General features: G+C 36.5%; 20 protein-coding genes and 1 riboswitch. Of the genes, 18 read left to right on the top strand and 2 right to left on the bottom strand.

Annotated features, from left to right (window positions below; translation table 11 throughout):
• Positions 1-18 precede the first annotated feature (18 nt).
• From FW780_RS12165 to FW780_RS12130, 8 genes are all read left to right on the top strand, one after another.
• Positions 19-1,002, top strand: coding sequence for a stage II sporulation protein M (locus FW780_RS12165; RefSeq protein ID WP_149833876.1), 984 nt, complete (start codon positions 19-21; stop codon positions 1,000-1,002).
• Positions 986-1,948, top strand: a complete 963-nt coding sequence (locus FW780_RS12160) for a DUF4013 domain-containing protein (RefSeq protein WP_149833875.1) — start codon at positions 986-988, stop codon at positions 1,946-1,948. Before FW780_RS12165 ends, FW780_RS12160 begins: the two co-directional genes overlap by 17 nt.
• The gene (locus FW780_RS12155) at positions 1,941-2,732 is read left to right on the top strand and encodes a DUF4129 domain-containing protein (protein WP_149833874.1); all 792 of its coding nucleotides are present in this window, start codon (positions 1,941-1,943) and stop codon (positions 2,730-2,732) included. Before FW780_RS12160 ends, FW780_RS12155 begins: the two co-directional genes overlap by 8 nt.
• Before the next feature lie 11 nt (positions 2,733-2,743).
• The gene (locus FW780_RS12150; RefSeq protein WP_149833873.1) at positions 2,744-3,901 is read left to right on the top strand and encodes a hypothetical protein; all 1,158 of its coding nucleotides are present in this window, start codon (positions 2,744-2,746) and stop codon (positions 3,899-3,901) included.
• Positions 3,902-4,011: 110 nt separating this feature from the next.
• A complete protein-coding gene (locus tag FW780_RS12145; protein ID WP_149833872.1) occupies positions 4,012-5,043 on the top strand; it encodes an AAA family ATPase in 1,032 nt (343 codons plus the stop codon).
• 92 nt (positions 5,044-5,135) lie between these two features.
• Positions 5,136-5,489 carry a four helix bundle protein gene (locus FW780_RS12140; RefSeq protein WP_149833871.1) on the top strand — a complete coding sequence of 118 codons (354 nt, stop codon included), beginning with the start codon at positions 5,136-5,138 and terminating at the stop codon, positions 5,487-5,489.
• A 68-nt stretch (positions 5,490-5,557) separates the two neighbouring features.
• Positions 5,558-6,880: a DUF58 domain-containing protein gene (locus tag FW780_RS12135; RefSeq protein ID WP_149833870.1), complete on the top strand. Its 1,323-nt coding sequence runs from the start codon at positions 5,558-5,560 to the stop codon at positions 6,878-6,880.
• A 27-nt stretch (positions 6,881-6,907) separates the two neighbouring features.
• On the top strand, positions 6,908-7,327 hold the full coding sequence (locus FW780_RS12130; RefSeq protein ID WP_149833869.1) for an OsmC family protein: 420 nt from the start codon (positions 6,908-6,910) through the stop codon (positions 7,325-7,327).
• A 57-nt stretch (positions 7,328-7,384) separates the two neighbouring features.
• On the opposite strand, the gene FW780_RS12125 is transcribed toward FW780_RS12130, so the two are convergent.
• Positions 7,385-10,000, bottom strand: coding sequence for an MGH1-like glycoside hydrolase domain-containing protein (locus FW780_RS12125; RefSeq protein WP_149833868.1), 2,616 nt, complete (start codon positions 9,998-10,000; stop codon positions 7,385-7,387).
• A 188-nt stretch (positions 10,001-10,188) separates the two neighbouring features.
• Positions 10,189-10,295, top strand: a riboswitch (SAM riboswitch).
• A gap of 66 nt (positions 10,296-10,361) precedes the next feature.
• Here FW780_RS12125 and FW780_RS12120 point away from each other — a divergent pair.
• The 7 genes from FW780_RS12120 (at position 10,362) to metF (ending at position 19,976) form a co-directional block, all read left to right on the top strand.
• Complete coding sequence (locus FW780_RS12120; protein WP_149833867.1) at positions 10,362-11,306, top strand: alpha/beta fold hydrolase; 945 nt, start codon at positions 10,362-10,364, stop codon at positions 11,304-11,306.
• Positions 11,306-12,844 (top strand): ACT domain-containing protein, encoded by a 1,539-nt coding sequence (locus tag FW780_RS12115; protein WP_149833866.1) that lies wholly within the window; start codon positions 11,306-11,308, stop codon positions 12,842-12,844. Before FW780_RS12120 ends, FW780_RS12115 begins: the two co-directional genes overlap by 1 nt.
• Positions 12,845-12,964: 120 nt before the next feature.
• Positions 12,965-14,125 (top strand): O-succinylhomoserine sulfhydrylase, encoded by a 1,161-nt coding sequence (locus FW780_RS12110; RefSeq protein WP_149833865.1) that lies wholly within the window; start codon positions 12,965-12,967, stop codon positions 14,123-14,125.
• Between the two features lie 36 nt (positions 14,126-14,161).
• Positions 14,162-15,172 carry a homocysteine S-methyltransferase family protein gene (locus FW780_RS12105; protein ID WP_105683385.1) on the top strand — a complete coding sequence of 337 codons (1,011 nt, stop codon included), beginning with the start codon at positions 14,162-14,164 and terminating at the stop codon, positions 15,170-15,172.
• 83 nt (positions 15,173-15,255) lie between these two features.
• Positions 15,256-16,347: a fatty acid desaturase family protein gene (locus FW780_RS12100; protein WP_149833864.1), complete on the top strand. Its 1,092-nt coding sequence runs from the start codon at positions 15,256-15,258 to the stop codon at positions 16,345-16,347.
• Between the two features lies 1 nt (position 16,348).
• Positions 16,349-19,009, top strand: a complete 2,661-nt coding sequence (metH, locus tag FW780_RS12095) for a methionine synthase (RefSeq protein WP_149833863.1) — start codon at positions 16,349-16,351, stop codon at positions 19,007-19,009.
• A gap of 7 nt (positions 19,010-19,016) precedes the next feature.
• Positions 19,017-19,976, top strand: coding sequence for a methylenetetrahydrofolate reductase [NAD(P)H] (metF, locus tag FW780_RS12090; protein ID WP_123320601.1), 960 nt, complete (start codon positions 19,017-19,019; stop codon positions 19,974-19,976).
• A gap of 237 nt (positions 19,977-20,213) precedes the next feature.
• On the opposite strand, the gene FW780_RS12085 is transcribed toward metF, so the two are convergent.
• Complete coding sequence (locus FW780_RS12085; RefSeq protein WP_149833862.1) at positions 20,214-21,365, bottom strand: hypothetical protein; 1,152 nt, start codon at positions 21,363-21,365, stop codon at positions 20,214-20,216.
• Between the two features lie 101 nt (positions 21,366-21,466).
• Here FW780_RS12085 and folE point away from each other — a divergent pair, with 101 nt between their 5' ends.
• The 3 genes from folE (at position 21,467) to cysS (ending at position 24,161) form a co-directional block, all read left to right on the top strand.
• Complete coding sequence (folE, locus tag FW780_RS12080) at positions 21,467-22,132, top strand: GTP cyclohydrolase I FolE (RefSeq protein ID WP_034694807.1); 666 nt, start codon at positions 21,467-21,469, stop codon at positions 22,130-22,132.
• 6 nt (positions 22,133-22,138) lie between these two features.
• Positions 22,139-22,570: a DinB family protein gene (locus FW780_RS12075; protein WP_149833861.1), complete on the top strand. Its 432-nt coding sequence runs from the start codon at positions 22,139-22,141 to the stop codon at positions 22,568-22,570.
• 124 nt (positions 22,571-22,694) lie between these two features.
• Entirely contained in the window at positions 22,695-24,161 is a 1,467-nt protein-coding gene (gene cysS, locus FW780_RS12070; RefSeq protein WP_149833860.1) for a cysteine--tRNA ligase, read from the top strand.
• The last annotated feature ends 941 nt before the right edge of the window (positions 24,162-25,102 follow it).

Below are 25,102 nucleotides of genomic sequence, written 5' to 3'. Positions count from 1 at the left end.
ATTTTAGCCTTAACAATTATGAGAGAAGTTTATTTCATTAAACAAAATAAAGAAAAATGGTTGGGAATAGAACAGGTTATTCAAGGGAAAATTAAAAAAAATCCTGATGACCTGTCTTCATTGTATATTAACCTGATTAATGATCTTTCTTTTGCGCAGACTTATTATCCGAAAAGCAATACCACTGTTTACCTGAATCATTTATCTGCCCAGATATTTCAGAAGATTTATAAAACAAAAAGAGTAGAAGAGAACAGGCTTGTTTATTTTTTCAAGACTGAAGTTCCGTTGCTGATCTATCAGTACAGGCGGTATCTGATGTATGCTTTTCTCTTTTTCATTTTGTTTACCTCAATAGGAGTGTTATCTGCCATTTATGATAAAGACTTTGTTAATATTATTTTGGGAGAAGGCTACGTAAATGAAACCATTGAAAATATTAAACATAATAATGCGGTAGGGGTTTATCAGAGTGGAAGTACATGGGGAAGTACCATCGGGATTATTTTTAATAATATTCAGGTAGGAGCGAAACTGTATATTTACGGAATTGCAGGAGGAGTGGGAACACTATTCGCATTGCTTTCTAATAGTGTGATGCTAGGCGCTTTCCAGTATTTTTTCTATGATTACGGAGCATTAAAAGATAGTGCAAGAGGGATATGGCTTCACGGAGTTTTTGAGATCTTTGCTATGGTAGTGGAAGCGATGTGCGGATTGATTTTGGGGGCATCTATTTTATTTCCGAGAACGTTTTCAAGGTTTAATTCTTTTAAAAAAGGATTTAAAGATTCATTTAAAATATTTTTAAGTACTATTCCTTTCACCATTTGTGCAGGGATCATAGAAGGTTATGTTACAAGACATGCTTTGAAGATGCCTTTGTTTCTTAATCTGATCATTATTTTCGGTTCATTGGCAATTATAGGATTCTATTATTTTATATATCCGTCTGTTGTCTATAAAAAAACTAATAAGCACATCAATGATACAATTTTATAAAAAGAGAGATTTTGGAAACTTTATCAGCGATAGTTTTAATTTCTTCAAATTATACGGGAAGAATTATTTTAAGAACTATATTCTGATCAATGGTCTGCTTTTGATCTTAATGGTAACCGTAATGATTTTCGGGTATAAAGAACTCTTTTCTCAGATATTCGGATCTAATCTTGGAGGTGAAACGTATTATTTTGAACAGTATTTTTCGGATAATGCCGGCATGCTGATTACAGTGGGATTACTTACTTTCCTGCTTTTTATGGTTCTGATGATTGTCAATTACCTGTATCCTGTTTTTTATTTAAAAAGAATTGCAGAAGGTGCAGATAAGATAAAAGCGGATGAAATTCTGCATGATTTTAAAAGCAATGCAGGGAGAATCGCTAAGCTGTGTCTGGGTATGATCTTTATTGTTACTCCGGCGGTTTTGTTTGTCGTAGGGTTTTCTTATATCCTCGTTCTAATTGTTATCGGATTTTTTCTGATTCTGATTCTTTACCCAACGATATTTAATTTTACTACATTTCTGATGTATGATTATTTCAATTCGGACAGAGGTTTCTGGGGAAGTCTGAGTTACGCTTTACGATCGCAGTTTTCTTATCCTAACGGGAGTGAGAAATCTCCGTACTGGAAATATTGGGGATCAGCATTTGTGATGTTTATTATTATTTACATGATAACCTCTATATTCACGTTTATTCCGATGATATTCTTTTACGGATCGCTTCTTACGTCTACACCAGATGGTAATTTTGAGCAGAATCCTTTTACCGGAACTGCGGGAATTTTGTTTTTTGTATTCTATGGAGTTTCAATGTTGATTTCATTTTTTCTTTCAAACCTGATGTATGTGAATGCAGGATTGATGTATTATGACAGCAGAACAGATCTTCATCAGAAAGTAGAACTTGCAGAAATAGATACGATTGGAATCAATGAATAGAATTTTCTTTTTCATACTGCTTTTTTTCTCCCTTGGGCTGGTTCAGGCTCAGGATGATAATTCTGCTGATGAGTATCTTGGAGATTCACTATATACAACCGGACATTACAGAAATATGCTGCGTGCAGATTCTGTACTGATGAAAAATCCGATATCAGAGAATACAGTCTATCCGAAAACATTCAAAGAAAATATTCCGTCAAGATATAAAGGAAATGAATTTGACTATTCCGTATCAAAGCCAAGAGAGTCTTTCTTTCAAAAGCTGATGCGGAAGCTCAATCAGATTATACAGGGAATTTTTGGGGAAACAGCATTGACAAAGTCGGGGGAATTTACTGCAGTCCTTATCCGTCTGTTTGCGATCATCCTGGTAGGTTTTCTGTTGTATTTCATCATTAAATATATCATGGGAAAAGATGGGAACTTTATTTTTGGTAAAAAGAATAAAAAATTGGATCTCAATGTGCAGGAACTCCATGAAAATATCCATGAAATCAATTTCCCTGAAAGTATTGCGAAATTTGAACTGGCAGGAGATTATCGTTCTGCAGTTCGTTACCAGTTCCTGTTTGCTCTTAAAAAGCTGAGCGATAAAAAACTGATCAACTGGAATCCGGAGAAAACAAATAAGGATTATGCAACAGAGTTAAAAGCTCCTCATCTGAAAAACGACTTTTCTAATTTGTCTTATATCTTTGATTATGTCTGGTATGGAGAATTCAGTATTGAAGAACAGAGCTACCAGAAATTTAAAAATCAATATCAGGCATTTAAACCTTAACAATAATAACCATGAATAAAACTTTCAAAACATATGCTGCAATTTTCATCATTGTGATGGTTATTTTGGCATTGCTTGAAGTTAACAAAAAAGAAACGACAGACTGGCGCAAGAATTTTGACATCAATGAAAAGTCTCCGTTCGGACTGTTTATTTTTAATAAAGAATCTCAATATCTTTTTAAAAATAATCTGAAGAAAATTGAGCAGATTCCTTACGAATATTACAACCAGCACAAAAAAGGGGTTCATAATATCGTTGTTATTGAAAACAACATTGACGGAGAATCATGGAAAAAAATCCTCAATCAAGTTTCTGAGGGATCGGATGCTTTTTTGATGGTAACCCGTATGCCGAAAGAAATTTCAGACAGTATTGGATATTATGATTCCGAAATCTCTTTTGAAGAGGAAAACGTACTTAAACTTACCGACACAAAATATCAGAATGATTTTATTACATTAGATAAATTTCCGTCTGGAAGAGGATTTTCATTCATTAAACCTAAAGTTGAAGTCCTGGGGAAAACGGTGGAGAAGAAGAATACAGATCAGGCCAACTTTATTAAAGTGAAATTTGGGAAAGGATATATCTACGCCCATACTGAACCTCTTTTTCTTACGAATTATTATCTTCTGAAACCTGGAAATGTAAAATATGCTCAGGATGTATTTTCATATCTTCCGGATAGGGAAACCCTTTGGTTTGTATCCAATAAAAGTTCAACATCACGTTTCTTCATGAGATTTGTATTATCAAATCCGGCTTTAAAATATGCGTGGTGGGTATTTTTAGGAGGGTTCGTTCTTTTCATTTTCTTTAATGCAAAAAGAAAACAGAGAATAGTGCCGGTAACAGAGCCATTGAGAAATACCTCTTTAGATTTTGTGAAAAGTATTGGAAATCTGTATCTTCAGGAAGGTGATTTCCATGATATGATGGCGAAGAAAGCTCAGTATTTTTTGAACAAAGTGAGAATGGATCTGTTGATAGATACCCAGCACTTGGATGAAGAGTTTGCAAAAAAACTACAACTGAAAACCGGGAAAAGCATGGAGATGATCAATGAAGCTATAATGCTTATTAAAAAAGGGCAGGATCCTTACGCCAGTGTAATAAAAGAAGATCTTACAAGGATCAATAAAATCCTTGATGAAATACTTAAATAATATAACAATATAATAACCTAACGATGTAACAGTTTTTCAATGCTGATAACGACAATTCACATGAAGGAATACCGTTGTTCATTGTCAGACTGATCCAAATAAAATTTATTATGGAAAATTTTGATAACGCCAATATAGAAAACCAAAGCTCTATCAATCTTAATAAACAGGAAGAGCAGTTTCAGTCGAGAATTGATATGATTGAACTTCGCGCAAGCTTAGAGAAAGTAAAATCTGAGATCGGAAAAGTAATCGTAGGGCAGGAGAAAATGATTGAACATCTTTTGGCCGCATTACTTTCAAACGGACACGTTTTGATTGAAGGTGTTCCCGGAGTAGCCAAAACCATCACAGCGAAATTACTGGCTAAAACCATTGATGTAGGTTTCAGCAGAATTCAGTTCACGCCGGATCTAATGCCTTCTGATATTTTGGGAACATCTGTATTCAACGTAAAAAACTCAGAATTTGAATTTAAGAAAGGACCTATCTTCTCCAACTTCATTCTGATTGATGAGATCAACAGATCGCCCGCAAAAACACAGTCTGCATTATTTGAAGTAATGGAAGAAAGACAAATCACGATGGACGGGACACGTTATATCCTGGAAGAGCCTTTCCTTGTTATCGCTACACAAAACCCTATAGAGCATGAAGGGACATACAGACTTCCGGAAGCTCAGCTTGACCGTTTCTTATTCAAAATCAATGTAGGATATCCTACTCTTGAGCAGGAAATCGCGATCATTAAAAATCAGCACGAAAGTAAAAAAGAAGATAAAACTGAAGGGGTAAACCGTGTAATTACCGCTGAGCAATTGAAAAACTACCAGCATCTGGTAAAAGAAATCATTGTGGAAAGTCAGCTGATGGAATATATTGCTAAGATTATCATCAATACAAGAGAAAACCAGTTCTTGTATTTGGGAGCTTCACCGCGAGCTTCATTGGCACTTCTTACCGCATCAAAAGCATTTGCAGCGCTGAGAGGAAGAGATTTTGTGACTCCTGAAGATATTAAAGAAGCAAGCTACGCAGTTTTAAGACACAGGGTAATTGTATCTCCGGAAAGAGAAATGGAAGGTTTAACCGCAGATGAGATTATCCGCCAGATTTTAGAAGGAATAGAGATTCCTAGGTAGGTAGTTGATAATAGGTAGTTGATAATAGGTGGCAGGTAGCAGGTAGCTGGGAATGGATAGCCAAAAACTAATTAAAGGACAAAATATTCAATATGGCAAATTTTAAAGAGCTTTTAGTTTGGCAGAAATCTATAGATCTTGTTACTGAAATTTATAAAACTACAGAGGTTTTTCCTAAAGATGAGATCTACGGATTGATATCACAAATCAGAAGGGCTTCTGTCTCTATACCATCTAATATTGCCGAAGGAAACTCAAGAAGAAGTAAACCTGATTATCTACAATTTTTAAAAATATCTCGAGGAAGTTGTGCAGAAGTAGAAACACAATTAATTATCTCAAAAAATCTCAAATTTTTAAATGAAGACGATTATTTAAAACTAAATGAAAAGATTATAGAAATATCTAAAATGCTGAACGGATTAATAAACTCACTCCAACAATAAAAATGAAAGAGATAGAGCTAATAAACGTCCTCCTAAAAACCTATAATCTGCAACCTGCAAACTAAATAATGAAAAACTTATACATCAATACACGTTTCTTTTTTACACTCATCGGAGTGGGGATTCTGTATGTCCTGACATTTTTCTTTCCTGTGCTGATGTGGGTAGCCCATATCGCACTCCTGATCTGTTTTTTGGCTGCAATGGTAGATTTTCTGTTGCTTTTTAACCAAAAGAATGCGCTACAGGTTCAAAGAATATTACCGGAAAAACTGTCTAACGGAGATGAGAATTTTGTAAAAATTGATATCAAAAATAATTACAGTTTTACCATAGCCACCAAGATTATTGATGAAATTCCGTTCCAGTTTCAGAAAAGAGACTTTTTGATTGAAAAGCAGATTGCTTCGGGAGCAAATACATTCTTTCAATACTCTTTAGAGCCCAAAGAAAGAGGAGAGTATCATTTCGGAGGTTTGAATATTTATGCATCTTCACCATTAGGTTTGATTTCAAAAAGATTTGTTTTTCAGAAAGAAGCTATGCTTCCTTCTTATCCGTCCTTTATTCATCTCAGAAAATATGAATTGATGGCTATTCAAAGTGAATTTTTATTGGGAGGAATTAAAAAGGTCAGAAAACTGGGACACACGATGGAATTTGAGCAGATCAAAGAATATGTGCCCGGAGATGATATCAGAACGATCAACTGGAAAGCGACGTCGAAGACAAACCGTTTGATGGTTAACCAGTTTCAGGATGAAAAATCACAGCGTATTTTTATGCTGATAGATAAAGGACGTACAATGAAAATGCCTTTCAACGGACTAAGTTTACTGGATTATTCCATTAATGCAACCATGGCATTGTCTCATATTATTTTGAGAAAAGGAGACAGAGCCGGAATGATGACATTTTCTAAAAAAGCTGAAAATAAAATTGCTGCTGATAATAAATCCGGTCAGCTGAAAAAAATTTCCGAAGCACTTTACAATATTAAAACGGATTTTTTTGAAAGCGACTTCAACCGTTTGTATCAGGATGTGAAATACTCAATCAATCAAAGAAGTTTAATTCTGCTTTTTACAAACTTTGAAACACTGGATGGACTGAACCGACAGTTGAAATATCTGCGTGGAATTGCGAAAAACCATTTACTGGTAGTTGTATTTTTCAAAAATTCCGAACTGCAGACACTTACCAACAAAAACCCTGAAAATATGCAGGAAATATATGATGAGATTATTGCTGAGAAATTTGAATTTGAAAAGAAGCTCATTATTCAGGAACTCCGCAAATATGGAATCTATACCGTATATACACTTCCGGAAAATTTGAATATTGATGTTATCAATAAATATCTGGAGATAAAAGCGAGAGGAATTTTATAACTTTGTAGAAGCAATAAGCAATAAATAATGAAAATTACACTTAACAGAATAAACGACGATTTTTTATTTGAATGTACAAATGCTCAGGGGAATTCTATTCTTTTGGATAACACTTCCCAGCCGGGAGCAAAAGGAGTTTCTCCCATGGAAAGTGTACTGATGGCCGTAGCAGGCTGCAGCGGAATTGATGTGGTTTCTATTTTAAAGAAGCAGCGTCAGGATATCAAGAGTTTCCAGGCAGAGGTAGAAGGAGAGAGAGTGCAGGTAGATGATGCAAAACCTTTTAAAGCTATTAATGTTAAGTTTCTTTTAGAAGGAGAAATTGATCCTAAAAAAGCATTAAAAGCAGCAGAACTTTCTTTTGAAAAATACTGTTCCGTATCAAAGACTTTAGAACCGAATGTAGAAATCGGATACGAAGTATACGTGAACGGAGAGAAAATTTAATCTCTTATCTAAAAATATAAAAAGCCGGATAATTTATCCGGCTTTTTTATTACTCATCTAGAAGGTAAGTCTTGGTTTTATCAGTTTTGCTACAGTGGCCGTCCATCCTGTCTGGTGGGAAGCTCCTACACCTCGGCCGTTATCTCCATGGAAATATTCAAAGAATGTAATATAATCTCTGAAATGTTCATCATAGTTGAACTTCGGATTACCTCCATTGAAAGCCCTTTGCCCATGTTCATCTTTTAAAAATAAAGAACAAAGTCTTTTGCTGATATTTTGAGCGACTTCATCAAGGTTTCTTTTATCACCACTTCCTGTTGGAAGTTCTACTTTCAGACTGTTTCCATAATAATAATGGAAGCGTTGTAAACTTTCAACAATCAGAAAATTGATAGGAAACCATATCGGTCCGCGCCAGTTGCTGTTTCCTCCAAACATTCGGCTGTCACTTTCTGCAGGCGTATAATAGACCATGTTTTCCGTTCCATGCACAGAGAATACAAAAGGATTTTCTTCATATACTTTAGACATTGCCCGGATTCCGTAAGAGCTTAGAAACTCATTCTCATCAAGCATTCTGGTCAAAACTTTTGTTAATCTGTTTTTGCGGAGGATACTCATCAGGTGTTTTCGTCCATGTCCTTCCTCGTCCCAGTGAGAGACAAGCTTTGTAAGTTCCGGTTTATTTTTTAAGATCCATTCCATTCTGCTTCTGAAATTCGGCATCTTTTCCAATAAACGGTGATCTACAATTTCAACAGCAAACATCGGAATCAAACCTACAATACTTCTTAATCTTAAAGAAACACTGTCTCCGTTTCCAAGCTGTAATACATCATAGAAGAAGCCGTCTTCCTCATTCCAAAGCCCTTTCGTTCCTTCACCCAGGTTTTCCATAGCCTCGGCGATATAAAGATAATGTTCAAAAAACTTGATCGCCATATCTTCATACACCTGATAATATTGGGCAAGTTCCATGGCAATACGCATCATATTCAATGCATACATGGCCATCCAGCTTGTTCCGTCCGCCTGTTCAAGATGCTGGCCGTCCTTTAAAACCATATTTCTGTCAAAAGCACCAATATTATCAAGGCCAAGGAAACCGCCTCCGAAAATATTTTTACCGTTTTTATCCTTTCTGTTCACCCACCACGTAAAATTCAGCAGCAACTTCTGGAATACTTTTTCTAAAAATAATAAATCCGGTTTTCCATTATTTTTTTCATCAATTTTAAAAACACGGAAGCACGACCAGGCATGTACAGGCGGGTTTACATCACTCATATTCCATTCGTAAGCAGGAAGCTGTCCGTTGGGATGCATATACCATTCTTTAGTAAGCAATAAAAGCTGTCCCTTGGCAAACTCTGCATCTATGATAGAAAAAGGTACACAGTGGAATGCCAGATCCCAGGTAGCATACCATGGATACTCCCATTTATCGGGCATGGAAATAATATCCTTATTGTGAAGATGATTCCATTCAGTATTTCTTACATATTCATTGAAGTTTCTTGGCGCTTCAAAATTAGGATCACCTTTCAGCCATTTTCCGATATTGTAGTGATAAAACTGTTTATTCCAAAGAAGTCCGGCAAAAGCCTGTCGCTGAACATTTCTTTCATCTTCATTTACGGTATCATTCTGGATATCATTATAAAACTCCTCTGCTTCAGCCTGTCGGGTATTGAAAATAGTATCAAAATTTTCAAAAGGTTGATCCGTCTCATCAGGACATAATCTGAATTCAAAAATTTTAGATTCTCCTGCTCCCACAACTTCATCAATCAGAAAAGAAGCTTTTGTCCCTTTTTTTTCAGGGTTTACAGTGTCTCCCTGATGAATAATAAAATGGTTAATACCGTCTTTGAAATACATATTCTCCGTTTTAGGAGTTCCGTAAAGTCTGGACGTATTGGTTTCATTGTCACAAAATACACTTTGTGCATTTGAATTTCGGGAATAGAGTTTTTTAATAGAAATACTGTCATGTCCAATATTGATACTTCCGTCATGAGAAGCATTCATTTCTGCTTTATAGGCATTGTAACCCCATTTCCAGTTGTTTCTGAACCAGGCAGTAGGTGCTACTACGATGGGAGCATCATGTTGGCTTCGGTTGCAGACGGTTACTCTTGCCAGAATATCGTTGTGATCAGCTTTACAGTATTCTATGAAAATATCGAAATACTCGTCATTGTCAAAAATTCCGGTATCGAAAATCTCATATTCGGGTTCCTTTTTGCTGCGTTTTCCGTTTTCCGCAAGAAGTTCATCATACGGAAACTCATTGATGGGGTATTTATACACCATTTTCATATAGCTGTGAGTAGGTGTATTATCCAGGTAATAAAAAATTTCTTTGATGTCTTCACCATGATTTCCCTGAGGGTTGCTCAATCCGAAGAACCGTTCTTTTACCATTTTATCTTTTCTGTTCCAAAATGAAAAAGCAAAACAGAACAGCTGTTTTACATCAGAAATTCCAGCGATGCCTTCCTCTCCCCAGCGGTAAGCATAGCTTTCGGCGTTATTATGATTGGTAAAATCCCAGGCATTCCCGTTTGAGCTGTAATCCTCACGTACATTTCCCCATTGACGATTGCTTACATAAGGTCCCCAGTTTTTCCATTTAGTATCTTGTAATCTTTCTTTTTCGGCGGTCATATCTCATCATTTTTCCATACGAAGTTAGTTTTTTTGAAAAATAATTCCAATTTTTTTCATCTGAACAATTATTAATATGGCCTTGAAATACTTGTATTTAAAGGCTTTTTTAAATATTAAAATAATTTTTTTTTGAAATTAAAAGAAAAGAACTACCTTTGCACCATTCGTTCATTCAAATATTGAAAATGTTATCAAGAAAGGTTGAGGGATTAGACCCTATGAAACCTTAGCAACCCTTTGCGCAAGCAAAGAAGGTGCTACGTTCTACCAAAGTATTTTGGACAGATAACTTACTGAAGTTCTTTTCAGCCATTTCCTGTGGCATTTTCAATTGTATTTGTATTAAAATATAATAGAATTGAAAACAGAACTAAACTATATAAATCTTTCGTATCAAACCAATTCCCAAAAGGAATATCATATCCCGTTAAGCTATCAGCTTTTTGGGAAAGATCTGTTTACAGCACCCATCATTTTAATCAATCATGCCCTTACCGGAAATTCAGAGGTATCCGGAGAAAAAGGATGGTGGAAACAGTTGGTGGGAAAAAATCAGATTATTGATACGGATCAATACACAGTTCTGTGTTTCAATATACCCGGAAACGGTTATGACGATTTTTTAATTGAAGACTATGAAGATTTTACCCCTTCAGATATCGCTGCGATATTTCTGAAAGGACTTGAATTTTTACATATCAAAAACATATATGCCATTATTGGAGGCTCTCTGGGAGGAGGAATTGCCTGGGAGATGCTTACAAAGCAGCCGGATCTGGCAGAAATATTTATTCCTATTGCCTGTGATTACAGAACACACGACTGGCTTCATGCCCAATGTCTGGTTCAGGAATTTTTATTGAATGATAAAGATGAGCCACTGCAGAAAGCAAGAATTCATGCCATGCTGTGTTACAGAACTCCACAGTCACTCAATGACAGATTTCAAAACCAATATAATCAGGAAAAACAACGCCTGAAGTCAGAAGACTGGTTGGTTTATCATGGTAATGCACTAAACGAAAGATTTAGTTTAAAGGCGTACAAACTGATGAACCATCTCTTAATGAATATCAATGCTGATGAATCGGCACTGGAGAAAATAGAAGCACGAATGCACATGATCTCCGTAGATACAGACTTATTCTTCCCGGCTTCTGAAATCCGAATGTGTTTTGAAAACCTAAAAGAGAAAAATAAGAATGTTTCTTATCACGAGATCCAATCTATACACGGGCATGATGCCTTCCTAATGGAATATCAACAATTAAATAATATCATTAAAAACATTTTACAGAAGTAATGAAAAATGCTAACGAAATAAAATTTTTGAAGAACAGATCAATCGTCAAATTTGAAGGAGAAGATTTCCTGGGAGAAATCGGGATTGACGGACGAATTTTTAAAGCGCTTACTTTGGCGCGTATCAGTGTGGGAGTAATCTCTCAACAGGCAATAGAAAACGGAATCTCTATCTTGGTTCAGGAAAATGATGCTGAAAAAGCAGTTGCCTGTCTTATTGATGAATTTGAAGCAGAAAGAAAATCTGGAAAAGTTTCTCAGATTTACAGTATCAATAATGTTTCTGTGATCGGTTTTGTAGCAGAAGATTTCAATAAAGTCTTTGCTGAACTGGCCAGAAACAATGTATTCCCATTATTGCTGAATCAGGTGGCAGGGGAAAACAGAGTTAACATCGTAGTGACATCTTCACAGGATGAAAAAACAAAAAATATTATAGAATCTGAAATTTTCAAAAAGCCAAAGACCGTTCATCTGGCAATCATTGGTCACGGAAACGTAGGAAAGACCTTGATAGAACAGGTACTGGAATCTTCAGAAGAGATTAAAAGACGTAAAAAAATAGACCTTAAAGTAGTGGCAGTAGCCAATTCAAAGAAAATAGCCTTCAATAAAAAAGGATTTGATGCGAATTGGAGTGATGAGGTTTTGACAGCAGAACATCCTTCCAGTATTCAGGAACTTATTAATTTTTCCAACGAAAACCAGCTGGAAAACCTTATCGTTGTGGATAACACAGCAAGTAAGGATTTTGTGAAGAATTATCATGCTTTGGCAGAAAACGGATTCGATCTGGTTTCTTCAAACAAGATTTTTAACACCCTTCCGATTGAAGAGTACAGAAAACTAAGATATACGTTGAATAAAAACAACAGACGTTATCTGTATGAAACCAATGTGGGTGCAGGTTTGCCATTAATTGACACGATCAAATTATTACACCTTTCAGGAGAAAATATCACGAGAATCAAAGGAGTGTTCTCAGGAACATTGAGCTATGTTTTCAATAATTTTTCTTTAAGAGACGATAAATTTTCAACAATTATCAATGAGGCGTTGGAAAAAGGATACACAGAACCGGATCCAAGAGAAGACCTGTCAGGAAACGACGTAGCAAGAAAATTATTGATTCTGGCAAGAGAATTAGACCTTATCAACGAATTCGGAGATATCAATATTCAAAATCTGGTTCCGGAAAGTCTGCTTGAAGTTTCAAAATCAGAATTCCTTTCAAGACTTGATGAACTGGACGAAGAGTATCAGAAAATCAAAGAAAATCAGGAACCTGGGCATGTATTGAGATATGTAGGTGATCTGCATGGCGATCTGCAGAAAGATAAAGGCGAATTGGATGTGAAACTGATTTCTGTTCCGGCAACTTCAGCCTTAGGTCAATTAAAAGGTTCAGATTCAATTTTTGAGATTTATACAGAAAGCTATGGTGAAAACCCAATTGTAATTATGGGAGCCGGGGCTGGTGCGCAGGTAACAGCCAGAGGAGTTTTCGGGGATATTTTAAGAGTAAGTGAAACTAAATAATTTGTACAAAATAAAATGTACAATGTATTAATGATGATGAAAGCAATGCCGAAAGACGTATTTAACCAAGTTTAAATGGGTCGCCACAGATACATTGTACATTATTTAAATTAAAACTATATGGAAAATTTTGAAACATCAGCAATAAGAACCCAGACTGAAAGAAGTCAGTTTGATGAACATTCTACACCCTTATACCTTACCTCCAGTTTCATATTTCAGGATGCAGAGGATATGAGAGCAAGCTTTGCAGAAGAAAAACCTAAAAATTTATACAGCCGTTTCTCTAATCCCAATGTAACGGAGTTTACAGATAAGATCGCTAAAATGGAAGGAGCAGAAGCAGGATATGCCTTTGCAACAGGGATGGCTGCCATCTATTCTACATTTGCTGCTTTGTTGAATGCTGGAGATCATATCGTAAGCTGTCAGTCCGTTTTCGGATCTACCCATACATTATTTACTAAATACTTCCCGAAATGGAATATCGAAACTACTTATTTCAAAGCGGAAGATGCAGAAAATGTTGAACAATACATTAAGCCTAATACAAAGATCTTATATCTTGAAACTCCTACCAATCCGGCTATTGAAATTTTGGATCTGGAGTTTTTCGGGCAGATTGCAAAAAAACATAATCTGATATTTATTGTAGATAACTGTTTTGCAACACCTTATCTTCAACAGCCAATCAAATATGGTGCAGATATTGTTGTACACTCAGCAACGAAACTGATTGACGGACAGGGAAGAGTTTTAGGAGGAATAGCCGTAGGAAAAGAAGACCTGATCAGAGAAATTTATCTTTTCGCAAGAAATACAGGTCCTGCATTATCTCCATTTAATGCCTGGGTATTATCAAAAAGCCTTGAAACATTGGCTATTCGTGTAGAAAAGCACTGTGAGAATGCATTGAAGGTAGCCGAGTTTTTAGAAAATCATCCAAACGTAGACTTAGTAAAATATCCATTCCTTAAATCCCACCCGAGTTATGAAGTCGCCAAAAAGCAGATGAAGCTTGGAGGAAATATTGTAGCATTTGAAATAAAGGGCGGAATAGAAGGAGGAAGAGCCTTTTTAGATAAGATACAAATGTGTTCGCTTTCTGCTAATTTAGGTGATACAAGAACAATCGTTACCCATCCGGCATCAACTACCCATTCCAAACTGTCAGACGAAGAAAGAAATGAAGTAGGAATTACAGCAGGGTTGGTTCGTTGTTCAGTAGGATTGGAAAATGTGGAGGATATCATAGCAGATCTTAAACAGGCTCTTGATTAATTTAATAGGAATATGCTTTAGCCAAAACATTTAAAAATGAAGAATTCAGAACAATTATATAAAGCTTTATCCGAAAGAATTTTAATTCTTGACGGTGCTATGGGAACTATGCTTCAGAGATACAAGTTTGAAGAAGAAGACTATCGTGGCGAGCGTTTCAAAGACTGGGAACATCCGGTAAAAGGAAATAATGATCTTCTTTCTCTGACACAGCCTCAGGCTATTGAAGAAGTTCACAAGAAATATCTTGAAGCCGGAGCAGATATCATTGAAACCAATACATTTTCAGGAACTACCATTGCTATGGCAGATTATCATATGGAAGAATTGGTTTATGACCTGAACTATGAATCTGCGAAGATTGCAAGAAAAGCCTGTGACGAGTACACTGCGAAAAATCCGGACAAACCGAGATTTGTAGCAGGATCTATCGGGCCAACGAACAGAACAGCGAGTTTAAGCCCTGATGTTAATGATCCAGGATACAGAGCTATCACTTTTGAAGAACTGAGAGTAGCTTATAAGCAGCAATGTGAAGCTTTGCTGGATGGTGGTTCAGATATTCTTTTGGTAGAAACCATCTTTGATACCTTGAACGCAAAAGCAGCCTTGTTTGCCATTGACGAACTACAGGATGAAAGAGGAATAAAAATTCCGATCATGGTTTCAGGAACCATTACTGATGCTTCAGGAAGAACTTTGAGCGGACAGACCGCAGAAGCTTTTCTGATCTCAGTTTCCCACCTGAATTTATTAAGCGTAGGTTTCAACTGTGCATTGGGAGCAGATCAGCTGACTCCTTATCTTGAAACACTGGCCCATAATTCAGAATTCTACGTTTCAGCGTATCCGAATGCAGGTTTACCCAATGCTTTTGGAAAATATGACGAAACTCCGGAAGACATGGCAAGACAGATCAAAGAATATGTGGAAAAAGGATTGATCAATATTATCGGGGGATGCTGCGGAACAACTCCTGAGCATATAAAGGCGATTGCTGACCTGGTAGAGCAATATCCCCCAAGGAAATTGAAGGAATTTGTGTGATTTGATAGATTTTTTTAATTAAAATCAAGAATGAAGGCTGGATTATAAATGTTAACTTTAAGTAAACCACAAAGTTAAATATAATGGAAAAGCCAATTTATTTAAAAGATTCGGAAGATGTCAGACTATTTAATGAGTTGAGAAAGAAAGTAAACCAACGGGTAGAAGCTATTCCTGAAAACAGGGATCTCTACATTCAGATCAAAGCGGTTATTCTGCCGCTAATCTATATTGGCTTATATATTCTGGCTCTTTTGAATGCTGAAAAGCACTGGATGTATATTCTGAGTTTTGTTTTAATGGGAATTTCCCTGGTTTTGATTTATTTAAATCTAATCCACGAAGCGGCCCATAACAACATTTATAAAAGTAAAAGGCTGAATAACTTAGTCCTTCACATTTTTGATTTTATAGGAGCCAATTCCTACATCTGGAAAAAAAGACACATCGCCAGCCATCATGCTTATCCTAATGTGGATGGATGGGATACAGATATCGAACAGAGTGGATTGCTTTTAATCGTTCCCTGGATCAAAGCGAAAGGAGTACAGAAATATCAGGATAAGTTTTTCTTTTTAGTATATCCGTTGTATTTGTTCAACTGGATGTTTATAAGAGACTTCAGAGACTTCTTTGATAAGGAAAGGGTGATTTTAAAAACACAGGGACAAATACCTGTTAGAGAAAAAATAAAAATGATCAGTTATAAACTGTTCTATTTCTTTTATCAGATTGTAATTCCTGTATTGTTCTTTAAAGTATCAATAGGATTGGCTTTAGGAGCGTGGTTTTTACAGGTGATTTCAGCAAGTATTTTTGCATTGTTTGTTTTACTGCCTTTGCATCCGCTTCCTGATAATGCCTTTCCGAAATTAAATAAAGAGAATGGTCTTCCGTTCAGCTGGCTTCGTCACCAGTTTGAAGTGACCAATGATTTAAAAGAAAATAACTGGATAGTAAGGAATATGTTGGGAAATTTTAATTTTCATGTGGCCCATCACCTGTTTCCAAATTACAGTTATATGTATTACAATGAGATCACAGAGGAGATTGAAGAATTTGCCAGAGAACATGGTTTAGCATACAAGAGATTTCCACTGATTACAGCTTTAAGCAAGCATAGGGATTTATTGAAGCAGAATGCCAATAATGCCTACTATATTTTAGAAGAATAAAATGAAATATTTAAGATTATCAGGCCTCGAGCCTCTTATCATAACTCCGGAAAGTAATTTCATCAATGTTGGTGAAAGGACCAATGTTGCCGGATCCAAAAAATTTTTAAGACTGATCAAAGAGGAGAAATTCTCTGAAGCATTAGATATTGCCCGCCATCAGGTAGAAGGAGGTGCCCAGATCCTGGACGTTAACTTTGATGATGGATTGATTGATGGAAAAGCCTCCATGATCAAATTCCTGAATTTAATTGCCTCTGAACCGGATATTGCAAGAATCCCGATCATGGTAGATTCTTCCAAATGGGAAATTCTGGAAGCCGGCCTTCAGGTGGCTCAGGGAAAATGTGTGGTAAATTCTATCAGTCTGAAAGAAGGTGAGGAAGAATTTATCAAACATGCTAAAGCTATTAAAAGATACGGAGCTGCCGTCATTGTAATGGCATTTGATGAGGTAGGGCAGGCTGATAATTTTGACCGAAGAATTGAAATTTCAAAACGTTCTTATGATATTTTAGTCAATCAGCTTGGCTTTCCGGCAGAAGATATCATTTTCGATCTGAATATCTTTCCGGTAGCAACGGGAATGGATGAACACAGAAGAAATGCCATCGACTTTATTGAGGCTACACGCTGGGTAAGACAAAATCTTCCGTATGCATCCGTAAGTGGGGGAGTGAGTAATGTTTCCTTCTCCTTCCGTGGAAATGATACCGTGAGAGAAGCAATGCACTCTGTTTTTCTTTACCACGCCATTCAGGCAGGAATGAACATTGGTATTGTAAACCCGGCGATGCTGGAAGTTTATGATGAAATCAATAAAGAATTACTTGAGCTTGTAGAAGACGTAATCCTGGATAAAAGAGAAGATGCTACAGAAAGACTTCTTGATTATTCAGAAAAACATAAATCTGTCAAAAAAGAAAAAACCGAAGACCTAGAATGGAGAAATAATCCACTACAGGAAAGAATTACCTATGCACTGGTAAAAGGTATCGACCGTTTTATTGAAGAAGATGTAGAAGAAGCAAGACAACTGGCCGAAAGACCACTTCATGTTATCGAAATTAATCTGATGACAGGGATGGGAGTTGTAGGAGATTTATTCGGAAGCGGGAAAATGTTTCTGCCTCAGGTAGTAAAGTCTGCAAGGGTAATGAAAAAGGCAGTAGCTTATTTACAACCTTTCATTGAAGCTGAAAAAGACGGGGCAAAACCAGCCAACGGAAAGATTTTGATGGCCACTGTAAAAGGTGACGTTCATGATATCGGTAAAAATATTGTGAGTGTCGTTTTAGGTTGTAACAACTATGAAATTGTTGACCTAGGAGTAATGGTTCCGGCTGAAAAGATCATTCAGACGGCTATTGCAGAAAAAGTAGATGTTATAGGATTAAGCGGACTGATCACACCAAGCTTAGATGAAATGGTGTATATCGCATCAGAATTAGAAAGACAAAATTTAGATTTTCCTTTATTAATCGGTGGTGCTACAACTTCAAAGGCACATACCGCAGTGAAAATTGATTTAAAATATAAAAATGCAGTCGTTCACGTGAATGATGCATCAAGAGCCGTAAACGTAGTCAGTTCATTATTGGGTGACAGAAATAAAGAATATGTTTCGGATTTAAAGAATGACTATTCCGATTTCAGAGAAAAGTTCCTGAACAGACAGGTGGATAAAGATTATGTTTCTATTGAAGAAGCAAGAGAAAATCATTTTAAAATTGATTGGGAAAACGAAGAAATTTTCACTCCGAACACGATAGGAATAAAAGTGATCGAAAATCAGGACCTGAGAGAACTTCTTCCTTTTATCGACTGGTCGCCGTTTTTCAGAAGCTGGGATCTCCACGGAAAATACCCGAATATTCTGGAAGATGAGGTGGTAGGCGTTCAAGCAAAAGAACTATTCAAAGATGCTCAGGTGATTCTGAAGAGAATTCTTGATGAAAAGCTTTTAACCGCAAAAGCCATCTTTGGAATTTTTAAAGCCAATTCCAACGAATCTGATGATATCCTGATTTTTGATGAAAATAACAATGAGCAGGCGAAGTTTTTAACATTAAGACAGCAGGCTCAAAGATCAAAAGGTAAAGACTATCTGGCTCTAAGTGATTTCATTGCTCCTCAAAGTTCAGGGAAAACCGATTATGTGGGAGCATTCTGTGTAACCACCGGATTTGGAACTGATGAACTGTCTGCAGAATATGAAAAAGCCAACGATGATTACAATTCCATCATGGTGAAAGCATTGGCCGACCGTTTCGCAGAAGCTTATGCAGAATTCTTACACAAAAAAGTAAGAACAGAATACTGGGGATATGCCAATCAGGAAAACCTAAGCAACGAAGAGCTTATTGCTGAAAAATATAAAGGAATCCGTCCGGCACCGGGATATCCGGCATGCCCAGACCATCTGGAAAAGAAAACCATCTGGGATCTTTTAAAAGTAGAAGAAAATACAGGCGTTTTCCTTACAGAAAGCCTTGCCATGTTCCCAACAGCATCTGTTTCCGGGTATTATTTCGGAAGCCCGCATGCCAAATATTTCGGATTAGGAAAAATTACAGAAGACCAGCTTAAAGATTATGCAGCAAGAAGAGGTTGTAGCATCCAGGAAGCGAGAAAATGGTTGTCGCCAAATTTAGCAGATTAACATTGACATGAAGATAACAGAACACATTAAAAATGCAAATGGAAAAACTTTATTCTCCTTAGAAGTTGTTCCGCCACAGAAAGGAATCGGGATTGAAGACCTGTATACAAATATAGATCCGTTGATGGAGTTCAAACCTCCTTTCATTGACGTTACCACATCCAGAGAAGAATATATTTATCTGGACAAAGGAAATGGCCTTATGGAACGCCGTATTACAAGAATGCGCCCGGGAACTCTGGGAATTTGTGCCGCTATTCAACATAAATATAATGTAGATACAGTTCCCCATCTTCTTTGCGGAGGTTTTACAAAGGAGGAAACAGAATATTTGTTGGTGGACTGTATGTACCTCGGGATAGACAATGTAATGGCTTTAAGGGGAGATGCAATGAAAGGACATCAGTATTTTGAGCCTACACAGGGAGGACATGCGAGTGCTATGGATCTTGTGGACCAGATCAATAACCTTGGAAGAGGAAAATACCTTCATAATGAAGAGCAGGTTTGTGATGAATTGAATAAATTCTGCATCGGTGTTGCCGGATATCCGGAAAAACATATGGAAGCTCCTTCCATGAATTACGACCTGAAGTGGCTGAAACAAAAAGTAGATGCCGGAGCAGATTATATCGTTACTCAAATGTTTTTCGACAATAAAAAGTACATTGAATTCGTTCAGAAAGCAAGAGAAATGGGGATTACAGTTCCTATTATTCCCGGGATTAAGCCAATTGCTACGAAGAAACATTTGAAAATCCTGCCGCAGGTATTCAAAATAGATCTTCCTGAAGAACTGATCAATGAAGTAGAAAATGCAAAAAATAATGAAGCCGTGAAGCAGATCGGAGTAGAATGGGCGATTGCCCAATGCAAAGAATTGCTGGATTTCGGAGTTCCAGTACTGCACTTTTACTCAATGGGGAAGAGTGATAACATCAAAAAAGTAGCCGGTGAGCTATTCTAATAAAAGTACCAAAAATGAAGGAACCCTGCTGTAAAAGGCAGGGTTTTTATTTTTTAATCTGATACAGAATTTCACTTAAAGATAACATGAGTAAGCCTTAGGCTACACATCCGCTTAGAAAAAATCAACAGAGTTAATTCCAGCTTTGCTCCCTATAAAATATAACAGAATCAAATAAAACTTTGCGTCAAATAAACTAAAGCATCCAGGAGAAATTAAACTTCCATAATCTTTACTCTAAAGACCAGTATGTCTTTCAAACTCCTTACTCCTGTCAAATAAATATCTATAAGTAGCCAACTTCCGGGTAACCGTAGTTTCAAGAGCTTCTGCAATCTTGATCATTTTTGGATTAAAATCACCAATCCACTGTAGTTCTGTAATCTTAAAATCCGTATGTTTTCTCAAATGCGGAGTTCCTTCCCAGATCATATATCCGTCAATACCTTTCTTCTGCCACTCTGGAACTACTCCAAAAACAAGCCCCACCATTTTCTCATTCTTCTTAAATCGTTTTAAAAACAAGAACTTGAGTTTTTCAAAAGGTCCGAATTTTCCATTCAAATATTTAAACCATTGGTTGAGGTCCGGAATATTGATCCACATGGCAATCGGTGTCTCATTTTCATATACAAACCAGGAAATATGCTCATTGATAATAGGTTTCATAGTATTGAACATTTTCAAAACCTTGGCTTCTTCCAGATGCTTTCCTTCCCCGTGGCAAGCCCATGCTTTATTATATACTTCAGTAAAATCCTTTGCAAACTTAGCCAGATTATTCTTTTTCATAGGCTGGGCTGAAATAGCAGGATTTCTTCTGTTCTTTTCATGAGCAATCGTAAAAATTCTTGAAACTTCGGCAAAAACAGGCCTGGTAAAACAAAGCTGCTCAAAATAAATCTGAAACCCATAATTTTCAAAAAGGTCTTTATAATAAGGCAGATTGTAATTCATTCCAAACAAAGGTTCAATAAAGCCTTCAATTAAAAGTCCCCAGAATTTATCCCGTTCTCCAAAATTGATTGGGCCGTCCATCGCTTCCATTCCTTTTTCCTGAAGCCAGTTTTTACAATGGTCAAAAATAAAATTGGCAGTCTCCTGATCATTAATACAATCGAAAAAACCAAACCCTCCTGTAGGTTGCTTCTGTTCATAACAGCCATTGATAAAAACGGCTACTTTGCCTACCGTTTTGTTATTCTTTTTAAACAAAAACCTTTTACACTCTCCATTTTTAAAGAATTTATTTTTTTCAGGATCAAAAATCTCCTCAATATGCTTATCCAAAGGCCGGATATAATTTTTGTCGTGTTGATAAAGGCGGGCCGGGAATTCCAGAAATTCCCTTTTATGGAGTTGATGTTGTACTTCTTCGACAATAATCATAGGCTTTTTAATCAGAAATGGCTATAAAAGATAATGTTTTTCATCTTATTTGAAATAGAGAAATAGATATTATCCGTATTTTTGCTGCAAATTAAATAAAAATGGTTGATTTTACTGATAACGACGATGATATTTTCACTGGAAAAGAACATACGCCTATAAGGGAAGATGCTTTTGATAAATCGCCACAGGAAAAAATAGAAAAAATTACTGAGCTTTTTGGCGAGATTATGGAAACACTGGGAATGGACATGACAGATGATTCTCTGAAAGATTCTCCAAGACGTGTTGCCAAAATGTATGTGAATGAGATTTTCGGAGGACTTCTTCCTGAAAACAAACCGGGAATTTCCACTTTCTCTAATAAATACAAATACCGCCAGATGTTGGTGGAAAAGGATATTACTGTATATTCTTTCTGTGAACACCACTTTTTACCCATCATAGGAAGAGCCCATGTAGCTTATATTTCCAATGGAGAGGTAATAGGGCTTTCAAAAATCAACAGGATTGTAGATTATTATGCGAAAAGACCACAGGTTCAGGAAAGACTTACAATGCAGATTGTAGATGCTTTAAAAGAAGCATTGGGAACAAAAGATGTAGCATGTATCATTGACGCAAAACACCTTTGTGTAAACTGCAGAGGAATAAAAGATACCGCAAGTTCTACCATTACTGCAGAACTAAGTGGTATTTTCAGAACAAACCCTATTACAAGACAGGAATTCCTGCATTACGTAGGAAGCCATGCAAAACTGGATTAATAAACAATGAACTACCAGATTCTTAAAAATATTATTGATGCAGAGCTTCAGAGATTTCAAAATATCCCTGAAGAAGAATGGTCATACAGAAGCGCTCCGGAAAAATGGTCCAAAAAAGAAATTATTGGACATCTTTGTGACAGCGCTTTTACAAATATTCGTAGATTTGTTGTCACTCAATATAAAGAGAACGAAAATATTGTATATGATCAGAATATCTGGGTAAAAGCTCAGAACTATCAGAATGTTCCTACTTCGGATCTTATTGATCTTTGGAAGTCTTTGAACTATCAGATTGTTCATGTTGTAGAAAATATCCCTGATGAAGCATTACAGAGAACCTGCGATACAACCAAAACAGAACCACAGGTTTTTACATTGGAGTTTATTATTAATGATTATGTAGACCATTTACAGCATCATTTAAAAGCGATTTAATTATGATAAAATTTAAAAAAGTTTCAGATAAAATTTTTATCACGACAATTATTTGTTGTGACAGAATTATTTTTTAACTAATTTTTGAATCTTTAAAACTATTAAATCTTTTAACTTAAAATAAATGCAATTAAAAATATATAACTCCCTTACAGCGGAAAAAGAAATATTCAAACCTATTTTAGACGGAAATGTCGGAATGTATGTCTGCGGACCTACAGTGTATAGTAATGTGCATCTGGGAAATGTAAGAACCTTCCTTTCTTTCGATTTTATCTACCGTACCTTAACGCATTTGGGGTACAAAGTAAGATATGTAAGAAATATTACCGATGCAGGCCACCTTACAGACGATGGAAATGTTGATAACGACAGATTCGTAAAACAGACCAGACTTGAAAAACTGGAGCCTATGGAAATTGTACAGAAGTACACCGTAGATTTCCATAAAGTATTGGATATGTTTAACTTACTTCCTCCAAACATTGAACCTACCGCTACAGGACATATTGTAGAGCAGATCGAATTGACTCAAAAACTAATTGAAAGAGGTTTTGCTTACGAAAGCAACGGTTCAGTATACTTCGATGTATTAGAATACAACAAAAGAGGATTGAACTATGGCGAACTTTCAAAACGTAATATAGAAGAACTTTTTGCCAATACAAGAGATCTTGACGGGCAGGGAGAAAAGAAAAACCCACAGGATTTTGCATTGTGGAAAAAAGCATCGCCGGCTCACATCATGAGATGGAACTCTCCTTGGGGAGAAGGATTCCCGGGATGGCATCTTGAATGTACTGCAATGAGTACTAAATATTTAGGTGAAACCTTCGATATCCATGGAGGAGGGATGGATCTTAAATTCCCTCACCACGAATGTGAAATTGCACAAGGAAAAGCTTGCAATGATGCAGCACCCGTAAACTACTGGATGCATGCCAATATGTTGACAATGAATTCTCAGCGTATGAGCAAGTCTACAGGAAATTATATCCTTCCGATGCAGCTGGTTACCGGTGATAATGACTTCTTTGAAAAACCTTTCCACCCCTCAATTGTACGTTTCTGCTTCCTGCAGGCACACTACAGAAGTGTTCTGGATATTTCAAACGATGCAATGATAGCCAGTGAAAAAGGATTCATCAGATTGATGGAAGCCGTAAAAGTATTGAACTCAATCACTCCCGATGATACCAAACAATCCGGTTTCAGCCTGAAAGAATGGAAAGATAAAGCATATGAAGCTTTAACAGATGATTTCAACTCTCCAATCCTGATTGCTCACCTGTTTGAAGCTGTGAAATACATCTTTGCTCTGAATGATGCTAAAGAAACTATCTCAACTACAGATCTCGAAGACTTAAAAACAACTCTGAATGCTTTTATCTTTGATGTTCTGGGATTACAGACGGTTGAAGAAAATAACAATGAAAAGCTTGATCAGACCCTAAAAGTGTTGATCGAATTGAGAAATCAGGCAAGAAAATCCAAAAATTTCGATCTTTCAGATCAGATTAGAGACAAACTGCTTGCAGAAGGAATCGAATTAAAAGACGGAAGAGACGGAACATCATACGTCCTGAACTAAAAATATAACTTCGTTTTATACCCATTCCGTAGGAGTCCCACACGTAGGATTCTTACGGAATGTTTTTTTGCCCTATTCGTCGTTTTTCCCTCTACAACACTCAAACTCCGATTTTCCAACTCTCAAACTCTCACACTTAATCAGGAGCAATATCCTGCTATCCATTCTTACTCCTCGCGCCTGGGCTCTCCCACGCTCAAACCCACCCGCTCTCCACCCTTACTGCGGGGTAGCTATTTCTATCAGGGCTAGGGGAGGGGGTAATTATGAATTATAAATTATGAGTTATGAATTATAAGTGTGAATGATAAATGATGAGTTATGACAAATGAAAATACCCTGTCACTCTATATATACATGATCATCTGTGTAAATCTGGGTCATCTGTGGTTAAACAAATGCCCATTTCATAAGAACGGGCTTTAGCCCAAACCTATCCTTATATCATATATAGTATAATGTATCTTTCATTACTCATTACTCATTACTCATCCTCTCTCCAACACCCTCTAACCCTCAAACCCTCCAACTCACCAGCCCTCTCACCCAACTTTCAAACGTGTGTTTGAAAGTTTTCCTCCTGCGTTCCAGGGGCTTAGGACTTAATATTACGAAACGGTAAAATTTATGTTAAATAAATTTGTTTTGCGTTGGTATAAGTTGTTATCTTTGCCCCACTGAAAACGAGAGTATATCAGTAGCGCAGAAGAGCCTTTAGATAGGCAGAAACATTAAGATACTTCAAAAAGAAGCAGACGAAAAAAACTTCAAAATTTTTCAAAAAAAGTTGCGGGTTAAAAAAGAGTTTGTATCTTTGCAGTCCCAAATAAAGGGAGCGCAGGAGTAGAGTGATTGAGGTTAAGAGAAGGGGTTAAGGTTACTTAAAAAACTTTAAAATTTTCTTCAAAAACATTTGGTCATTAAGAAATAAAGTTTTACTT

Origin of the sequence: Chryseobacterium sediminis (assembly GCF_008386505.1) — a bacterium.
GTDB classification, from domain to species: Bacteria; Bacteroidota; Bacteroidia; order Flavobacteriales; family Weeksellaceae; genus Chryseobacterium; species Chryseobacterium sediminis.
Note: the sequence above shows the minus strand (reverse complement) of the source record. Positions and strands in the feature narration are given on the sequence as shown.

Coding starts and splice junctions, on each gene's coding strand:
- FW780_RS12115 (WP_149833866.1), top strand. CDS start 11,306: ATGAAAAATGCTAACGAAATAAAATTTTTGAAGAACAGATCAATCGTC.
- metF (WP_123320601.1), top strand. CDS start 19,017: ATGAAGATAACAGAACACATTAAAAATGCAAATGGAAAAACTTTATTC.
- FW780_RS12160 (WP_149833875.1), top strand. CDS start 986: ATGATACAATTTTATAAAAAGAGAGATTTTGGAAACTTTATCAGCGAT.
- FW780_RS12150 (WP_149833873.1), top strand. CDS start 2,744: ATGAATAAAACTTTCAAAACATATGCTGCAATTTTCATCATTGTGATG.
- FW780_RS12085 (WP_149833862.1), bottom strand. CDS start 21,365: ATGATTATTGTCGAAGAAGTACAACATCAACTCCATAAAAGGGAATTT.
- FW780_RS12110 (WP_149833865.1), top strand. CDS start 12,965: ATGGAAAATTTTGAAACATCAGCAATAAGAACCCAGACTGAAAGAAGT.
- FW780_RS12165 (WP_149833876.1), top strand. CDS start 19: ATGAGAGAAGTTTATTTCATTAAACAAAATAAAGAAAAATGGTTGGGA.
- FW780_RS12140 (WP_149833871.1), top strand. CDS start 5,136: ATGGCAAATTTTAAAGAGCTTTTAGTTTGGCAGAAATCTATAGATCTT.
- FW780_RS12075 (WP_149833861.1), top strand. CDS start 22,139: ATGAACTACCAGATTCTTAAAAATATTATTGATGCAGAGCTTCAGAGA.
- folE (WP_034694807.1), top strand. CDS start 21,467: ATGGTTGATTTTACTGATAACGACGATGATATTTTCACTGGAAAAGAA.
- FW780_RS12135 (WP_149833870.1), top strand. CDS start 5,558: ATGAAAAACTTATACATCAATACACGTTTCTTTTTTACACTCATCGGA.
- FW780_RS12145 (WP_149833872.1), top strand. CDS start 4,012: ATGGAAAATTTTGATAACGCCAATATAGAAAACCAAAGCTCTATCAAT.
- FW780_RS12125 (WP_149833868.1), bottom strand. CDS start 10,000: ATGACCGCCGAAAAAGAAAGATTACAAGATACTAAATGGAAAAACTGG.
- FW780_RS12105 (WP_105683385.1), top strand. CDS start 14,162: ATGAAGAATTCAGAACAATTATATAAAGCTTTATCCGAAAGAATTTTA.
- FW780_RS12130 (WP_149833869.1), top strand. CDS start 6,908: ATGAAAATTACACTTAACAGAATAAACGACGATTTTTTATTTGAATGT.
- FW780_RS12100 (WP_149833864.1), top strand. CDS start 15,256: ATGGAAAAGCCAATTTATTTAAAAGATTCGGAAGATGTCAGACTATTT.
- metH (WP_149833863.1), top strand. CDS start 16,349: ATGAAATATTTAAGATTATCAGGCCTCGAGCCTCTTATCATAACTCCG.
- cysS (WP_149833860.1), top strand. CDS start 22,695: ATGCAATTAAAAATATATAACTCCCTTACAGCGGAAAAAGAAATATTC.
- FW780_RS12155 (WP_149833874.1), top strand. CDS start 1,941: ATGAATAGAATTTTCTTTTTCATACTGCTTTTTTTCTCCCTTGGGCTG.